The sequence below is a fragment of the Klebsiella sp. P1954 genome (assembly GCF_018199955.1).
GTDB classification, from domain to species: domain Bacteria; phylum Pseudomonadota; class Gammaproteobacteria; order Enterobacterales; family Enterobacteriaceae; genus Klebsiella; species Klebsiella pneumoniae.
In genome coordinates this window covers 1424667-1441103 of sequence record NZ_CP073373.1, presented here as the reverse complement: position 1 = coordinate 1441103, position 16437 = coordinate 1424667, and the positions used below count along the sequence as shown (strand labels likewise).

The window sequence follows — 16437 nt, the reverse complement described above, 5'->3', positions numbered from 1 at the left end:
GATCATCATTACTCACGGTGGTACGGGTGGTTGGTGGTGATGCTCCACGCCCGGTACAGACTCTCGGCCACCAGTACGCGCACCAGCGGGTGAGGTAAGGTGAGGGTGGAGAGCGACCAACTCTGTTCCGCCGCTGCTTTACAGGCGGGAGAGAGACCTTCCGGACCGCCTACCAGTAAACTGACGTCGCGCCCGTCCTGTTTCCAGCGTTCCAGTTCGCGCGCCAGCTGCGGTGTATCCCATGGTTTACCCGGAATATCCAGGGTCACGATGCGGTTCTTACCGGCAGCGGCTAACATCATCTCGCCCTCTTTTTCGAGGATGCGTTTGATATCAGCGTTCTTACCGCGCTTACCGGCAGGGATCTCCACCAGCTCGAACGGCATATCTTTGGGAAAACGGCGCAGATACTCGCTAAAGCCGGTCTGTACCCAGTCCGGCATTTTGGTGCCAACGGCCACCAGCTGCAACTTCACGCATTAACTCCAGAGTTTTTCCAGCTCGTACAGACGACGGCTCTCTTCCTGCATGACGTGGACCATCACGTCGCCGAGGTCGACGACGATCCAGTCGGCGGCGGCTTCCCCTTCAACGCCCAGCGGCAGCATGCCGGCGGCGCGGGACTCCTGAACCACGTGGTCGGCGATAGACATCACATGACGCGTGGAGGTGCCGGTGCAGATAATCATGCAATCGGTGATGCTGGATTTGCCATGTACATCAATGGCAACGATGTCCTGACCTTTCAGGTCATCAATTTTGTCGATAACAAAATCCTGGAGTGCTTTACCCTGCAAGTGTTCCCCCTGGGTGCGTGAAGATTGATAATCATAAAGAGCCTGACAGTATACCTGAACTGATGAAAAAGTCGGGTGAAATGTCTGTCGGCAGGCGTTCGTGGCGGGCTATCATCCCATCCCTCGCCGCGGATTGCATCGCCATTTTTGTAAAACAATTTCTGCAAACCGGCTTTGGCGGATGCTGCCTGGCAGCGGAGAATAACAGCCTGCTCTGGCCTGTCAATGGTCTGGCGGGAATTCTTCTTGCGGCTGCCAGACGGCCTGGCTATTTAATACCCGCAGGGTGGTGAAATCGTCGCGGATTTCGAGGAGGCTCCAGGCGCCATGGGCAATGGGAAAGTGCCACATCGCCGCCGGAGGCATCTGCAACAGCAGGGCGGTCAGCAGGCTCAGGACGCCCTGATGGCCGACGATCAGCAGATGGTCAAGATGGCGGCAGTCGGTCAGCGTTGGGATAAACTCGCTGACGCGGCGGGCAAAATTCTGAAAGCTTTCGCCGTTGGTGGGGGCCGCATGCTGCCAGTCGGCACACCAGGCGGCATAGTTTTCCGCATCTTCTCGCTGGAGGTCGCGATGATGACGCATCTCCCAGTCGCCGAAAAACATCTCATTGAGCGCGGGATGGCGCTCACGCGGAATAGCGCGGTCGCCAAGCAGCAGATCGGCCGTTGTCCCGGTCCGCGCCAGCTCGCTACAGAATACTTTATCGAAAGGCGCCAGGCGCAGCCGTTCGCCGAGCGTGCGCGCCTGAGCGACGCCGCGCGGCGTCAGGGGCGTTGGGGCATGGCCGCTGTATAACCCGGCAACGTTGGCTTCGGTTTCGCCATGGCGAACTAACCACAATTTCATGAACAGGCTCTGACAGGCGATGAAGAGATGGCGTTACGATAGCGCTTTTTTCGCGCCAGGCCCAGCCTGGGGTCAGCAATAGAGTCCCTGCTCGCGGATGTAATCCAGCACGGCGGCAGGCAGCATCTCGGCGCAGGACTCGCCGCGCTCAAGGCGCTGGCGGATGATCGTCGCGGAAATATCGAACCACGGCGTCTCAGCCAGGTAGATCACGCCGGAAGGGCGGTTATGCAGAGACTCCACGTCGTGGGTTAAATGGCGATCCAGCCAGCGCTGATCCGCTTCCTGCGCCATGGTCAGCGGGTAACCCGGGCGGCGGCAAACAATCAGGTGGACATTGTCGAGAATGGTTTCATAGTTGTGCCAGGTGGGAAAGGTCAGTAGCGAATCCTGGCCAATGATAAACGCCAGCGGTTTGCGCGGCCCCTGCTCCTGGCGCCACTCCTGCAGCGTTTGCGCCGTCCAGGAGGGGGTATCGCGCCGTAGTTCGCGTTCATCGAGCGTGAACAGCGGTTTATCGGCAATCGCCAGCTTCAGCATGTGCACGCGCTGGGCGCTGGTGGCTTCCGGCTGCGGCCGGTGCGGCGGGACGTTGTTAGGCATGATGATGACCTTGCTCAGGCCAATCTGATTCGCCAGGATCTCAACCGGCTTGAGGTGACCGTAATGCACCGGATCGAAGGTGCCGCCATAGATTGCCTGTAACTGAGTCATATCAACCATCAATAAAAACGTCCGCCAGGGCTTTGTGGCAGAGCAACAACGAAAGACTTTCCAGTTCGGGCCAGACGTCGTGCCCGTAATCCTGTTTAAAGGTGAGCTCCGCGCGGGTCAGAAGGGTCACCGCCTGGCGCAGCTGTTCCCCGCTCAGGCGCGTGAGGGCGTCGCTGAGCAGCTGACGGCGGTTTTGCCAGACCCGATGTTTATCAAACAGCGAGCGCAGCGGCGTGTGCGTCGCCTGGCGCTTGAGGGTAACCAGCAGCAGCAGCTCCCGCTGCAGAGTACGCAGCAGGATCGCCGGCTCGCAGCCTTCAAGGCGTAACTGCTGCAGGACGTGCAGCACGCGCTTACTTTTGCCGGCCAGTAGGGCATCGACCCAATGGTAAGGCGTAAAGTGCGCGGCATCGTTTACCGCTTGCTCAACGCGGGGCAGGGTTAGCTTACCGTCCGGCCAGAGCAGCGCCAGACGCTCCAGCGCCTGCGCCAGCGCCAGCAGATTGCCTTCGTAACAGTAGCACAGCAGCTGACTGGCCGCGTCGTCGAGCTGCAGCTGATGCTGTTTGGCACGGGCGGCCAGCCAGCGCGGCAGCTGCGCGTATTCCGGCGTCTGGCAACTGACCTGGACTGCGCGCTGAGCCAGGGCGGTGAGCCATGCGGCATTCTCCTGGGCTTTGGTCAGCTTATTTCCGCGAACTATCAGCAGCAGGTCGTCGTGCAGCAGGCCAACCAGCGTGGCGAGCTGTTCATTGATCGCCGCGTTGGGGCCGTTTTCCGGTAGGATCAACAGCAGGGTTTGCCGGCTGGCAAACAGGCTCATCGCCTGGCTTAAGGCGAAAATCGCCTGCCAGTCGGTGCTGTTGTCGATTGAAAAAGTATGGTGCTCGGTAAAGCCCTGCGCGGCAGCAGCTTCGCGAATGGCGTCCTGGCTTTCCTGCAACAGCAGGGGATCGTTGCCAAGCAGCAGATAGGCCGCGCGCAGCCCTTCAGTGAGCTGCGCGCGGAGCTGTTCCGGGTACAACCGAATCATCATTGACCCAGCGTGGTGGAGACGCGGTTACCCGAGGAAGCCGGCGCCGCGCTGCTGGCGACCGGTTTCTCTTCCTGCTGGGTTGCTTCAACATCCGCTACCTGAACGCTTGGCAGCTTACGAATCAGCTGTTCCGCCGCTTTGTCGTACATTTCCTGGATAATCATATCCTGCTCGGCGTCTTTCGCTAATGCCGCCTGCGGGTTATCAAAGAACGACCGATAGACCTTGGTGGTAATCGGATAGATATCGTGACCCGGGATCAGGACGCTGGCATGAACGGTCATGACCATCTGATACTCCGCCGTACGACCATCCTGGAACACCGATGCGGTATCTTTCTGAATCGACGAGCCATCGAGGCGCAGAGAAGGGACATCTTTACGCAGCGTGCTGGCGTCGATCAGTTCCACGCCGTTAAGACGCAGCTGATTACGTACCGCGCGGCTTAACGGGCCGTTCGGATCGCTCGACTGGAAAATCATGGTTTTCATGGTGGCGGGCACCTTGGTGGTGCTACGCAAATGCCAGCCACAGCCGGCGGTGACGAGCACCGCCAGAGATAACAACATTGTTACCAGATATCGCACGCTTCCTCCCGCGCTTAGCCAACGACCAGATTGAGCAGTTTACCCGGAACGTAAATCACTTTACGCACGGTTTTACCGTCGAGATATTTCGCCACCAGATGTTCCTGGCCGGCGCGCTCGCGAACCTGCTCTTCAGTTGCATCTACCGCAACGGTAATTTTACCACGAACTTTGCCATTGACCTGGACGACGACGAGGGTGCTGTCTTCCACCATCGCGCTCTCATCCGCTACCGGCCACGGCGCGTTGTCGATATCGCCTTCGCCGTTCAGCTCACGCCACAGGGTGAAGCTGGCGTGCGGAGTGAACGGGTTGAGCATACGCACCACCGCCAGCAGAGCTTCCTGCATCAGCGCACGATCCTGCTCATCTTCCTGCGGCGCTTTCGCCAGCTTGTTCATCAGCTCCATGATTGCCGCGATGGCGGTGTTGAAGGTCTGACGACGGCCGATGTCATCGGTCACTTTGGCGATGGTTTTGTGGATATCGCGACGCAGCGCTTTCTGATCTTCGCTCAGAGCCGCCACGTTCAGTGCCGCAACCTCTCCTTTAGTGGTGTGCTCGTAGACCAGTTTCCAGACGCGTTTCAGGAAGCGGTTCGCCCCTTCAACGCCAGATTCCTGCCACTCGAGGGTCATATCCGCCGGGGACGCAAACATCATGAACAGACGCACGGTATCCGCGCCGTAGCGCTCAACCATCACCTGCGGGTCGATGCCGTTGTTTTTCGACTTGGACATCTTGCTCATGCCGGTGTACACCAGCTCGTGGCCCGCCGCGTCTTTGGCCTTCACGATGCGGCCTTTTTCGTCGCGCTCAACGATGGCGTCAACCGGGGAAACCCAGTTACGTTCGCCGTTTTCGCCCACATAGTAGAACGCGTCAGCCAGCACCATGCCCTGGCACAGCAGCTGTTTCGCCGGCTCATCGGAGTTCACCATGCCCGCGTCGCGCATCAGCTTATGGAAGAAGCGGAAGTAGAGCAGGTGCATGATGGCGTGTTCGATACCGCCGATGTAGATATCTACCGGCAGCCAGTAGTTGGCCGCTTTCGAATCCAGCATTCCTTCCTGATACTGCGGGCAGGTGTAGCGCGCATAGTACCAGGAGGATTCCATAAAGGTGTCAAAGGTGTCGGTTTCGCGCAGCGCCGGCTGGCCGTTGACGGTGGTCTTGGCCCATTCAGGATCGGCTTTGATCGGGCTGGTGATGCCGTCCATGACCACGTCTTCCGGCAGGATCACCGGCAGCTGATCTTCCGGGGTCGGCAGCACGGTGCCATCTTCCAGGGTCACCATCGGGATCGGCGCGCCCCAGTAGCGCTGACGGGATACGCCCCAGTCGCGCAGACGGTAGTTAACTTTACGCTCGCCCACGCCCATGGCAGCCAGTTTGTCGGCAATGGCGTTGAAGCCCGCTTCATAATCAAGACCGCTGAACTCGCCGGAGTTAAACAGGACGCCTTTCTCGGTCAGCGCCTGCTCGGAGAGATCCGGCTCGGAGCCGTCGGCAGCGAGGATAACCGGCTTAATGTTCAGACCGTACTTGCTGGCGAACTCGTAGTCGCGCTGGTCGTGACCCGGAACGGCCATTACCGCGCCGGTGCCGTATTCCATCAGCACAAAGTTTGCCGCCCAGACCGGAATTTGTTCACCGGTCAGCGGATGAATGGCTTTAAAGCCGGTATCGACGCCTTTTTTCTCCATCGTCGCCATGTCGGCTTCGGCCACTTTGGTATTGCGGCACTCGTCGATAAAGGCGGCCAGCGCCGGATTGTTCGCCGCAGCCTGCTGCGCCAGCGGGTGACCCGCCGCGACGGCCAGGTAGGTACAACCCATAAAGGTGTCCGGACGGGTGGTGTAGACAGTCAGTTTGTCAGCGTAGTCGTTGACGTCAAAGGAGATTTCTACCCCTTCCGAACGGCCGATCCAGTTGCGCTGCATGGTCTTCACGGTGTCCGGCCAGTGGTCCAGCTTATCCAGATCGTTCAGCAGTTCATCGGCGTAGGCGGTGATTTTAATAAACCACTGCGGGATCTCTTTACGCTCGACCTTGGTATCGCAGCGCCAGCAGCAGCCGTCGATAACCTGTTCGTTGGCCAGCACGGTCTGGTCATTCGGGCACCAGTTCACTGCGGAGGTTTTTTTGTACACCAGGCCTTTTTTGTACAGCTCGGTGAAGAACTTCTGCTCCCAGCGGTAGTATTCCGGGGTGCAGGTCGCCAGCTCGCGGCTCCAGTCATAGCCGAAGCCCAGCATTTTGAGCTGGTTTTTCATGTAGGCGATGTTGTCGTAGGTCCACGGCGCTGGCGCGGTGTTGTTTTTCACCGCCGCCCCTTCTGCCGGCAGACCGAACGCATCCCAGCCGATCGGCTGCAGGACGTTTTTGCCCAGCATGCGCTGGTAGCGGGCAATCACGTCGCCGATGGTGTAGTTACGCACGTGACCCATGTGTAGTCGACCAGAAGGATAAGGAAGCATCGACAGGCAGTAATACTTCTCTTTGCTCTCGTCTTCAGTTACTTCAAATGTACGATTTTCGTCCCAGTGAAGCTGGACTTTCGATTCTATCTCTTCCGGGCGGTATTGCTCTTGCATGGCAGCCAGTGGTCCTGTTTTCAATACAGCTACAAAGTGTAGCCAATGGATGTGTTATTTCAGATCGGCATAGCATAGCCCAAACGCCCACGTCAAAACAGCTTTTCGCACATCAACATCGGCAAAAGCTGCGCAGATTATTTCGCGACTCTGTGGCTTGTCAGACACAGCGGGAGAGGAATAAGGTCTATTATCAGAAGACGTTAACCCCACCGGAGGCGAAATGATGAACAAGGTTGCTCAATATTACCGTGAACTGGTCTCCTCGCTCAGCGAACGGCTCCGCCATGGAGAGCGCGATATCGACGCGCTGGTGACGCAGGCGCGGGAAAAAATCGTCCGCGCCGGCGATCTGACGCAGAGCGAGATCGAGTCGGTGATTGCGGCGGTCAAGCGCGACCTCGAGGAGTTTGCCCGCAGCTACGAAGAGAGTCACGAAGACGAGAGCGACAGCGTGTTTATGCGGGTGATCAAAGAGAGCCTGTGGCAGGAGCTGGCTGATATCACAGACAAAACCCAGCTCGAGTGGCGGGAAGTCTTTCAGGATCTGAATCACCACGGCGTGTACCACAGCGGAGAGGTGGTTGGTCTGGGTAATCTGGTCTGCGAGAAGTGCCACTATCACCTGGCGGTATACACCCCGGACGTGCTGCCGCGCTGTCCAAAATGTGGCCACGATCAGTTCCAGCGTCGGCCCTTCGAGCCCTAAGCGTGCGAAAAACGATGCGCGAGGCTTCGCGCATCGTGGTTTGTCTTATTTCACCGTGTTGACTTCGGTGCTCTTGAAATACTGTTTTCCACCCATGTCGCTAACATATTTCTGCGATGAGTTCAGTACCAGCTTGTCAGCAGTTAACGTTCCGACGCCGCATTTCGCCAGGCCCAGGATGCCGCAACTTTTACCACCATTGACCACTTTGGTGGCGGTTAACGTCATGTTGCCGCCCGCGCTGAGGGTTGAATAATTGTAGATCGCGCCTTTGTTTTTGGTATTTAAGGTCAGGTCGTCGGTGCTACTGATCTGCCCTTCGTTGGTGATATCTGAGTAGGTCGTAATTGAAATATTTTTGGCAGTAATATTGCCATAATTATTCACTACGCCATGATCGGTGGTGATATCGGCGGCTTTCATATAACCATTTTGGTTCAGCCAGTAGCTGTGGGCGGTAATGGCGTTGGTTGCCTCAATACGACCACTGCTGCTTTGCGCCAGCGTGCCGTTGGTCTGCAGATTGATATTTTCGCCGGTGATATTGCCGAGGTTATAGATTTCGCCCGTATTGGCGCTGCCGTCCTGTTTAAGCGACTGAATGGTTGTTTGGCCAGTAGAGTTAATATTGCCGGTGTTTTTAAAGCTGTCGCCGACAAACGTCAGGCTGGTGTTTTTGGCGCTGATTTTGCCTTCATTGAGGAAATCACCGATTGCCGTGGCGGCAATCTGGTTATTTGACAGCAGGGAGGCTTTTTCTTCGTTGCGGATTTTCCCGCCGCTGGTCAGGCTTAATCCACTGGTGCCGGTCATCGTGCCTGAGTCGCCGTTGGTGATGTTGCCGTTGGCGGTGGCAATGAGCTGGCCGCCGGAGAGAGAACCGGTGTTAACGATATAATCGCCACTGGAGAGCATTAAATAATAGGCGCCGGCGATGCTACCGTCATTGGTGATGCCCGAGGCGGTGGCGACCTGACTCAGCAGACCGTTGCTTTTGATCGTGCCTTTGTTCAGCAGATTACCGTTGCTGGTGAGCTGCAGCGAACTATTCGCGACGATAGAGCCTTTATTACGTACGCCAAAGCCGATGTTATTGCCGACCATGCTGATGCTGTTGGCCTCAATGCCGCCAAGGCTGCTGACGTCGATGCTGTACTGCGGGTTAACCGTCATCTGGATCAGGGTGGCCTTTTTACCAGCGGAGGTCACCGAGCCAGAGCTGTTATCCATGGTGAAGTTGCCCGCGCTGACCAGGGCGTTGTTGGCCTGCACTTTACCGTTGATATTGATCGCGTCGGCGAGCAGAACCGCATAGCCGTTGGCGGCGTTCATGCCATTTTCGCCGATGGTGAGGGTGCCGCCCGTTACGGTATAGCTGCCGATGGCGCCATCGTCGGTCATATTAACCTTGCCGGTGGTCAGGATAGCCTTGTTGGTATTAACAAAGCTACAGCCGGAACAGGTGATGCCGTTCGGGTTGGCGATTACCACATCCGCTTTCTGACCGTTGACTTCGATAAAGCCCTTCAGGCTACTGGCGTTTTTGGAGGTCACCTCGTTCAAAATCACCGAAGCGCTGCCGGCGGTCAGATTATTGTTGCGGGCGATATTGCCAAATGTGCTGTGGCTGACATCATCGCCGCTGTTATTGAGGATGGTGCCATTGGCGCCGACGTTGAAGTCGCGGTACAGGTTATGGGAGACACCGGCGGCGTTCGGCTTTTCAATATCGATAACCGTGGCGCCGGAAGAGTGCGTATAGCTTGTGGGGTCGGCATAAACTACCGACGAGGTTAATACTGCCGCCAGTGCGACATAAGAAGCCTTAAACTTAAACATTTTCTTTATTCCTTTAAATAATGATTAATAAATAATGTAAATATGACGAGTCAATAATGTGCGAATTAATACCTCCACTGTAATGAAAAGCCCATATTCAGGGCGTCGCTATGAAACTTATCCGGTTTACTCAGCGGGGTACTAATAAACAGATCGTACTGCGTTGACCATAGCTGACCGCGCAGCCCGCTGACGGCGCCGGAGAGCACTTTGCCTTTTTGATATAGATCGGCGCCGATAAGGCGGCCTATATCCGCGCCCAAATAGAATTGCCGCTCGTCGGTGGCCAGATCCCAGATAAAATCGTTGCGCCAGTACCATCCCTGATTGCCGGACAGGCTGTTTTCACCGTCAAAACCGCGCACGCTCCAGCGACTACCAATATTGAATTTATTATCGGAAGCGAGTTTGTCCGGGCTGAACTGGGCGCTGAGGCGGGGAGCCCAGGTAAATTTGTCGCCGGTGGCGTCAAATTTCATCATTGCCTGCAGATTACCATGCACAATCCGCGACAGCGGGCTATACAGCCCGGCCTGCTCTTCCGGCGTTGCTGTCGAGCTGAGCCACGGCAGGCTGCGCTGGATGCCGATGCTGGCATCAACAATCTTTTTGTTAAAGTAGTGCTGGTGGTTGAGGGTGAATTCCCATGAGGGGTTCTGCTTGCGCATCACCAGTAGCTCACTGCCGCCGAAGTAATAATGCGAGGTACTCTTGGCGATCCGCAGGTCGGCGGTAGTTTTTTGCTGCCGGGTGTGGGAGAGCAGACGACTCAGCGTGGCGCTGTAGTAGCGATTTTTACTCTTATAATCCATCGTCGACCAGTTGCCGTTAAACTGCTGACGATACTGGCTGTATGCCCCGTAGGCGCTTAGTGTCCAGTAGCCAAAGGGAATGGAGTAATACAGGCTGCCGTTGTGGTTGCCGTCGTTATGCTGATTGAATTCAATATCGCCCCCGCCGGAAAGGTACAGGATATCGTTGAGGGTGGTCAGGTCATAGAGATAGAGGGCCCCGCCGGCCTGGTAGCGTCCGCTGGCTTTGCTGCCGGCGTCGTCAAGCCAGGCGCCAAGCTGCCATTTTTTCGCCAGGCTGCGGGCGATCTGGATATCGCTTTCTCCCTCGTGTTGGCCCGGCAGCAGTTTCATGTGCGCGGTGGCGCCGGGCAGACGCTGCAGGTTGGCCATCCCTTGCTCAAGGTCGCTTAAGCGCAGGATAGTACCGGAAGAGGTGGGCAGGGAATTCCACAGGCGGGTGGTGTCCGAGCCGTCGGCATAGTCGATAGCGCCCACTTTGCCATAGTGCAGCGTGAACCTGAGTATGCCGTGCTCCAGCGACTGGGAGGGCACATCAATCAGCGAGGTGATGTAGCCTTGCGCGATCAGCTCATTTTGCAAGGTATAGGCCAGCAGGCGAATGCCTTCGCTGCCCAGGCAGCGTCCCTGCGCCTGCCGCGCGGTTTTCGCCAGTAATTTCCGGGTGAGCGCCTGGTTATCGGAGTCGATATCGACCCGGTTGATCAATTTGCAATGCGTTTCCTCAGGAAAAGGGATACCCTGCGGCGCCACGCGCTGTTGTGAAGACTGAAAATCCTGTTGCTGCGGCGCCAGCGCCTCCTGGCGGGCTTTATCCTGCTCCGTCTGGTGAGTAGAAGAGGTCAATGGCGCGGCCCCGGCGGCTGAGGTGCCCGCCAGCGTGATAAACAGCAGCCCGGTGAGCGTGCGAGATCGAATTAACATGAAGCAATATCCATTTGTTTCATTGGTTTGGTGGCGCATCCATTATTCTGCGAGCGGCAGAGAATATTGATGGCCTTTATTTCGGCGCAGGCGAGGTCAGGCAAGAATATTATATTCAATTAATAAAATAATCGTGCGACGAACCTGTTACGAGGCGTTATATGCTAGCGGCGGTGGCAAGGCCGGTCCACGAATTCATTATTGAATTCTTTATGAATTGATCGATTTAATAAATAAGTTCAGCTTTTATCGCCCAGGTTTATTGGGTACGTAAATGATAGTAGCGATAATCCGCCGCATAAATAACATTGGCGAATAATATGGCGGAAAAGATTAACTGCGCATACCGGGCGGTATGCGCAGAGAAAAACCATTAATGGAGTATTTTGGCGAGGAAATCTTTGGCACGCTCGGATTGCGGATTGGCAAAGAAGGCCTCTTTATCGGCATCCTCGACAATCTTCCCTTCATCCATAAAGATCACCCGGTTCGCCACCTTGCGGGCAAAGCCCATCTCATGGGTCACGACCATCATGGTCATCCCTTCGTTAGCCAGTTCGACCATAACGTCCAGCACCTCGTTAATCATCTCCGGGTCAAGCGCTGAGGTGGGCTCATCAAACAGCATGGCGATCGGGTCCATACACAGGGCTCGGGCAATGGCCACGCGCTGCTGCTGGCCGCCGGAGAGCTGCGCCGGGTATTTTTCCGCGTGCGCCGCCAGGCCAACGCGCTCCAGCAACTTGAGGCCTTTCTTGCGCGCTGAGGCTTTATCGCGGTTAAGCACTTTGACCTGCGCCAGCGTCAGGTTGTCGATAATTGACAGATGCGGGAACAGTTCAAAATGCTGAAACACCATGCCGACGTGCGAGCGCAGTTTAGCCAGGTTGGTCTTTTTATCGTTAACCACGGTGCCATCGACGATAATCTGCCCCTGCTGTACCGGCTCAAGGCCGTTCACAGTCTTAATCAGCGTGGATTTACCGGAGCCTGACGGCCCGCAGACCACCACGACTTCGCCTTTTTTCACTTCCGTGGAGCAATCGGTCAGCACCTGAAAGTGACCATACCATTTTGAAACGTTTTTCAGGGTAATCATTACACAGTCCTTTTCTTCAACCAGCTGACCAACAGCGAGGCGCTGAGGCTAATCACAAAATAGACGCCGCCCGCGAACAGGATCATTTCGACCTGGGTTCCGTCACGCTCGCCAATGGTGGAGGCGGTACGGAAGAAGTCGGCGAGACTCAATACATACACCAGCGAGGTATCCTGGAACAGGACGATCCCCTGGGTTAGCAGCAGCGGCACCATGGCGCGGAAGGCCTGCGGCAGGATCACCAGCCGCATTGACTGCCAGTGGGTCATCCCCAACGCCAGCGCGGCGCTGGACTGGCCGCGGGAGATGCTCTGAATGCCGGCGCGGATAATCTCTGAATAGTAGGCGGCTTCGAACATCGAAAACGCCACCATCGCCGAGATCAGGCGAATATCCGTTTTCGGCGACAGTCCCAGCACGTTCTGCAGGAAGCCCGGGACAATCAGGTAGAACCACAGCAGGACCATCACCAGTGGGATTGAGCGGAATACGTTGACGTAGGATTTAGCAAACCAGGCCAGCGGCAGAAAGCTGGACAGGCGCATAACCGCCAGCAGGGTGCCCCAGACGATGCCGACCACGATGGCGATCACCGTAATCTTCAGGGTGATCACCAGCCCTGCCAGCAGATAGGGCATGGAGGGAACGATCGAACTCCAGTCAAAATCGTACATTATTTGCCTCCCATATTGCCAGGCAGGCGAACCTTACGCTCGACCACATACATAATCAGCATAATCACCGCGTTGATGAAAACATAGGCCAGGGTGATGGCCGTAAAAGACTCCCAGGCATGAGCGGAGTAGTCCAGCAGTTTGCCCGCCTGCGCGGCCATATCGGCCAGACCGATGGTGGAGGCGATGGCCGAGTTTTTCACCAGGTTCATCATCTCCGAGGTCATCGGCGGCACGATAACGCGGTAGGCGTTCGGCAGCAGCACGTAGCGGTAGGTTTGCGGCAGGGTCAGGCCCATCGCCAGGCCGGCGTTCTTCTGCCCGCGCGGCAGCGACTGGATGGCGGCGCGTACCTGCTCGCAGACGCGAGCGGCGGTAAACAGCCCCAGGCACAGCATGGAGGAGACAAAGAATTGAATGTTTGGGTCCAGCTCCGATTTAAACCACATGCCGATATTTTCCGGCAGGAACTCCGGCACCACCAGGTACCAGGTAAAGAACTGCACGATCAGCGGCACGTTGCGAAACAGTTCGACATAGCAGGTGCCAATGCCCGAGAGGAAGCGATTGGGGACCGTGCGTAAAATGCCAAACAGTGAGCCGACGAGAAAAGCGATGATCCAGGCCGAGATGGAGAGGGCGACGGTTATCTGAAAACCGCTCCACAGCCAGCCCAGGTAGGTAGTGTTGCCGAAGGGGGCCTGTTGCAGGAATATCCCCCAGTTCCAGTCTATTGACATACATGACTCCTGGAAAAAAAAGGGTAGCCATTGCTACCCTCGAAGACGGTTGTCCAGCTTGTTTCGGTATTCGCGGCGGCTGGGGAACGACCAGCCGCCGTATAGTCTGTCCGTGCTGTGACAATCATCGGGAGGGCAGGATATCCCGCCCCTGGTTGTTATAATTAGTTCAGTGCTTTGTCGTTAGGTGATTTGAACAGCGCTTTCATGTCGTCCGACAGCTCGAAGTTGAGGTTAAGATTTTTTGGCGGAATCGGGTTTTTGAACCATTTGTCAAACCACTTCTCCGCTTCGCCAGAGGTCTGAGCCTGGGCGACGGTTTCATCAACCAGCGCCTTGAACGTCGGATCGTCCTTCCGCAGCATGCAGCCATAGGCTTCCTTCGACTGCGGGGTGCCGACGATTTCCCAGTTATCCGGTTTCTTCGCCTTGGCGCGTTCGCCAGCCAGCAGGGCATCATCCATCATAAAGGCCACGGCGCGTCCGCTCTCCAGGGTGCGGAAAGAGTCGCCATGATCTTTGGCGCTGATAATGCGCATATTCATTTTTTTCTCATCGTTCAGCTTATGCAGCAGGATCTCTGAGGTGGTTCCGGAGGTGACGACGACCGCTTTATCCTTCAGGTCCGGGAAATCTTTGATCGGGCCGCCTTTCTTCACCAGCAGACGGGTACCGACCACGAAGATGGTATCGGAGAAGGCCGCCTGTTTCTGGCGCTCAAGGTTGTTGGTGGTTGAGCCGCACTCGAAATCAAAGGTGCCATTCTGCAGCAACGGGATACGGTTCTGCGAGGTGACCGGGATCAGTTTGACCTGCAGATCGGGTTTGTTCAGTTTTTTCTTGATGGCATCGACGATGGCGTTGGAATAATCCTGAGAGTAGCCCACAACCTTCTGCTGGTTATCGTAGTAAGAGAACGGGACCGAAGATTCACGATGGCCGACAACGATAACCCCGTTTTTGGCGATCTTATCCAGGGTGTTCTGGCCAGCCGCCGGGGCAGCATCTTCCGCCTGCGCCAGACCAGCGGTCATTCCCATTACCAGCATTGCCGTGGCCAGTTTACGTAATTGCATATCCAACTCCTTATCCGCAGCGTCAGCGACGCTATTGATACCCATTGTGATTGTGTGTGTTGTTATTGGGGGCACGCGTCCACGTGCCGCATTTGTATGTGTTTGTTAGCATTTAGTTTGGCTTAATGTAAAGATTTTGCTGCTTTATTGTTTATTTTTGCGAAGCGCTCCGCACCAATCGGAGGCAAATATCTTCCATTGCACCAAAATAGCGCGACCACCGATCGTTTCTGGTGCAACCCGGTTGCACTGGGTCGGACAATGCCGCTACCAGGTTAAATAAAGCAATGACTGTGCCAGAGTGGCAGATGACGGGAAGAAAAAGCCGGCGACGGGCGTCGCCGGCGGAGAAACTTATCGGCGACGCTGGCGCAAGCTCATCAGCAGCGCGGCGAAACCAAACAGCGCCGTCAGCGCCCATAGCGGCCAGTTGCCGGTGCGGGCGTAAGGGGTTAAGCCGCTGGCGGGGGTCACGGTGGTGGTCAACACCTCGCGGGTAAACTGCGGGATCATCTTCTGGATCTCGCCGCGCGGGCCGATCACCGCAGTAATGCCGTTGTTGGTGCTGCGCAGCAGCGGGCGGGCCAGCTCCAGGGCGCGCATTCGCGCCATCTGGAAGTGTTGCCACGGGCCGATGGACTTGCCGAACCAGGCGTCGTTGGAGATGGTCAGCAGGAAGTCGGTGTCCGGCCGGAAGTTATCCCGCACCTGTTCCCCGAGGATTATCTCGTAGCAGATGGCCGCGGTCAGCTTCAGGTTATGCGCCATCAGCTGCGGCTGCACGTAGGGGCCGCGGCTGAAGGAGGACATCGGCAGGTCAAAGAACGGCGCCAGCGGACGCAGAATCGACTCCAGCGGTACAAACTCGCCGAACGGCACCAGATGGTTCTTGTTGTAGCGGTTGGTCGAGTCGTAGCGGTACGGGTTATCTTTGCCGAGAGTAATGATGGTGTTGTAGGTATCGTAACGGTTCTGCTTGTTGAGACGCGCATCGACAATGCCGGTGATCAGCGAGCTGTCTTTTGCGCGCAGCAGATCGTCCATCATGCTGAGGAACTGCTGCTGGTTGATCTCCAGATCCGGGATCGCCGATTCAGGCCAGATAATCAGCTGCGAGTGGCCGATATGCGGCTGGGTCAGCGCCAGGTAGGTTTTCAGGGTATTGACCAGCTGCTTTTCGTCCCATTTCATGGCCTGTGGGATATCGCCTTGCACCAGCGAGACCTGGGTCGCGCGCGCCGGCAGCAGCTGATACCACTGGATATAGCGCAGCGGGAACGGCAGGGCGAACAGCAGCGCGGCAATCGCCAGCGGCTTCCAGTTGCGCTGGACGAGGGCCAGGGCCAGCAGGCCGCTGACTACCATCAGCAGGAAGTTAATCGCCTCGACGCCCATCACCGGCGCGAGACCTTTCAGCGGGCCGTCAATCTGGCTGTAGCCGAACTGTAGCCACGGAAAGCCGGTCAGCACCCAGCCGCGCAGGAACTCGGTGATTTGCCAGACGACAGGGGCAGCGATAGCCATCCGTATCCAGTTAGTTTTAGGCCACAGACGGGCGAGCAGGCCGGCAAACAGGCCGGTGTAGAGCGAGAGATAGGCCGCCAGCAGAACGACGAGGAAGACGTTAACCGGGCCGGGCATTCCGCCAAACTGCGCGATGCTGACATAGACCCAGTTGATACCCGTGCCGAACAACCCGAGTCCCCAGAAATAGCCGATCCCGGCGCTTTGCAGCGGGCGTCGGTTGAGGGTTAACGCCTGCAGACCGATCAGCGAAACGATAGCCGCTGGCCAGAAGTCATAAGGTGAAAAAGCCAGCGTTCCGCTGGCTCCAAACAACAGCGCCAGCAACAGACGTACGCGCTGGCGTTCAAGAAGAGAGGCAAATACCATTTAGGTTAATCGTCCCGTTAATTAACGCCTGCTGCTACAGGCTATTCTTTTTGCCAGCCGGACGCGGGGCACCTACAACCGTGTATGA

The 16437-nt window shown here is 56.8% G+C and carries 15 protein-coding genes; 1 reads left to right on the top strand and 14 read right to left on the bottom strand.

Annotated elements, in window-relative coordinates; all coding sequences use genetic code 11:
• Positions 1 to 8: 8 nt before the first annotated feature.
• From rlmH to leuS, 7 genes are all read right to left on the bottom strand, one after another.
• The gene (gene rlmH, locus KB890_RS07085) at positions 9 to 476 is read right to left on the bottom strand and encodes a 23S rRNA (pseudouridine(1915)-N(3))-methyltransferase RlmH (RefSeq protein ID WP_002894620.1); all 468 of its coding nucleotides are present in this window, start codon (positions 474 to 476) and stop codon (positions 9 to 11) included.
• A 3-nt stretch (positions 477 to 479) separates the two neighbouring features.
• The gene (gene rsfS / locus KB890_RS07080; RefSeq protein WP_002894623.1) at positions 480 to 797 is read right to left on the bottom strand and encodes a ribosome silencing factor; all 318 of its coding nucleotides are present in this window, start codon (positions 795 to 797) and stop codon (positions 480 to 482) included.
• Between the two features lie 222 nt (positions 798 to 1019).
• On the bottom strand, positions 1020 to 1649 hold the full coding sequence (locus tag KB890_RS07075) for an adenosylcobalamin/alpha-ribazole phosphatase (RefSeq protein ID WP_004179026.1): 630 nt from the start codon (positions 1647 to 1649) through the stop codon (positions 1020 to 1022).
• A 72-nt stretch (positions 1650 to 1721) separates the two neighbouring features.
• Positions 1722 to 2372: a nicotinate-nucleotide adenylyltransferase gene (gene nadD / locus KB890_RS07070; RefSeq protein WP_004176879.1), complete on the bottom strand. Its 651-nt coding sequence runs from the start codon at positions 2370 to 2372 to the stop codon at positions 1722 to 1724.
• Positions 2365 to 3396: a DNA polymerase III subunit delta gene (holA, locus tag KB890_RS07065; RefSeq protein WP_002894692.1), complete on the bottom strand. Its 1032-nt coding sequence runs from the start codon at positions 3394 to 3396 to the stop codon at positions 2365 to 2367. Before holA ends, nadD begins: the two co-directional genes overlap by 8 nt.
• Positions 3396 to 3986 carry an LPS assembly lipoprotein LptE gene (gene lptE / locus KB890_RS07060; protein ID WP_002894693.1) on the bottom strand — a complete coding sequence of 197 codons (591 nt, stop codon included), beginning with the start codon at positions 3984 to 3986 and terminating at the stop codon, positions 3396 to 3398. Before lptE ends, holA begins: the two co-directional genes overlap by 1 nt.
• Before the next feature lie 14 nt (positions 3987 to 4000).
• A complete protein-coding gene (gene leuS, locus KB890_RS07055) occupies positions 4001 to 6583 on the bottom strand; it encodes a leucine--tRNA ligase (protein WP_004179029.1) in 2583 nt (860 codons plus the stop codon).
• A gap of 226 nt (positions 6584 to 6809) precedes the next feature.
• Between leuS and KB890_RS07050 the strand changes: the two genes are divergently transcribed.
• A complete protein-coding gene (locus KB890_RS07050) occupies positions 6810 to 7292 on the top strand; it encodes a zinc ribbon-containing protein (RefSeq protein WP_002894699.1) in 483 nt (160 codons plus the stop codon).
• Between the two features lie 45 nt (positions 7293 to 7337).
• On the opposite strand, the gene KB890_RS07045 is transcribed toward KB890_RS07050, so the two are convergent.
• The 7 genes from KB890_RS07045 to lnt form a co-directional block, all read right to left on the bottom strand.
• Positions 7338 to 9131, bottom strand: a complete 1794-nt coding sequence (locus tag KB890_RS07045; RefSeq protein WP_016946804.1) for a filamentous hemagglutinin N-terminal domain-containing protein — start codon at positions 9129 to 9131, stop codon at positions 7338 to 7340.
• Positions 9132 to 9196: 65 nt separating this feature from the next.
• Positions 9197 to 10867 carry a ShlB/FhaC/HecB family hemolysin secretion/activation protein gene (locus KB890_RS07040; RefSeq protein WP_004179033.1) on the bottom strand — a complete coding sequence of 557 codons (1671 nt, stop codon included), beginning with the start codon at positions 10865 to 10867 and terminating at the stop codon, positions 9197 to 9199.
• A 373-nt stretch (positions 10868 to 11240) separates the two neighbouring features.
• On the bottom strand, positions 11241 to 11966 hold the full coding sequence (locus tag KB890_RS07035; protein WP_002894706.1) for an amino acid ABC transporter ATP-binding protein: 726 nt from the start codon (positions 11964 to 11966) through the stop codon (positions 11241 to 11243).
• Positions 11966 to 12640 (bottom strand): glutamate/aspartate ABC transporter permease GltK, encoded by a 675-nt coding sequence (gene gltK / locus KB890_RS07030; protein ID WP_002894707.1) that lies wholly within the window; start codon positions 12638 to 12640, stop codon positions 11966 to 11968. The genes KB890_RS07035 and gltK overlap by 1 nt, the downstream gene beginning before the upstream one ends.
• Positions 12640 to 13380, bottom strand: a complete 741-nt coding sequence (locus tag KB890_RS07025) for an amino acid ABC transporter permease (RefSeq protein WP_002894709.1) — start codon at positions 13378 to 13380, stop codon at positions 12640 to 12642. The genes gltK and KB890_RS07025 overlap by 1 nt, the downstream gene beginning before the upstream one ends.
• A 164-nt stretch (positions 13381 to 13544) precedes the next feature.
• Complete coding sequence (locus KB890_RS07020; protein WP_002894712.1) at positions 13545 to 14456, bottom strand: amino acid ABC transporter substrate-binding protein; 912 nt, start codon at positions 14454 to 14456, stop codon at positions 13545 to 13547.
• A 354-nt stretch (positions 14457 to 14810) separates the two neighbouring features.
• Entirely contained in the window at positions 14811 to 16349 is a 1539-nt protein-coding gene (lnt, locus tag KB890_RS07015) for an apolipoprotein N-acyltransferase (RefSeq protein ID WP_004179036.1), read from the bottom strand.
• Positions 16350 to 16437 lie beyond the last annotated feature (88 nt).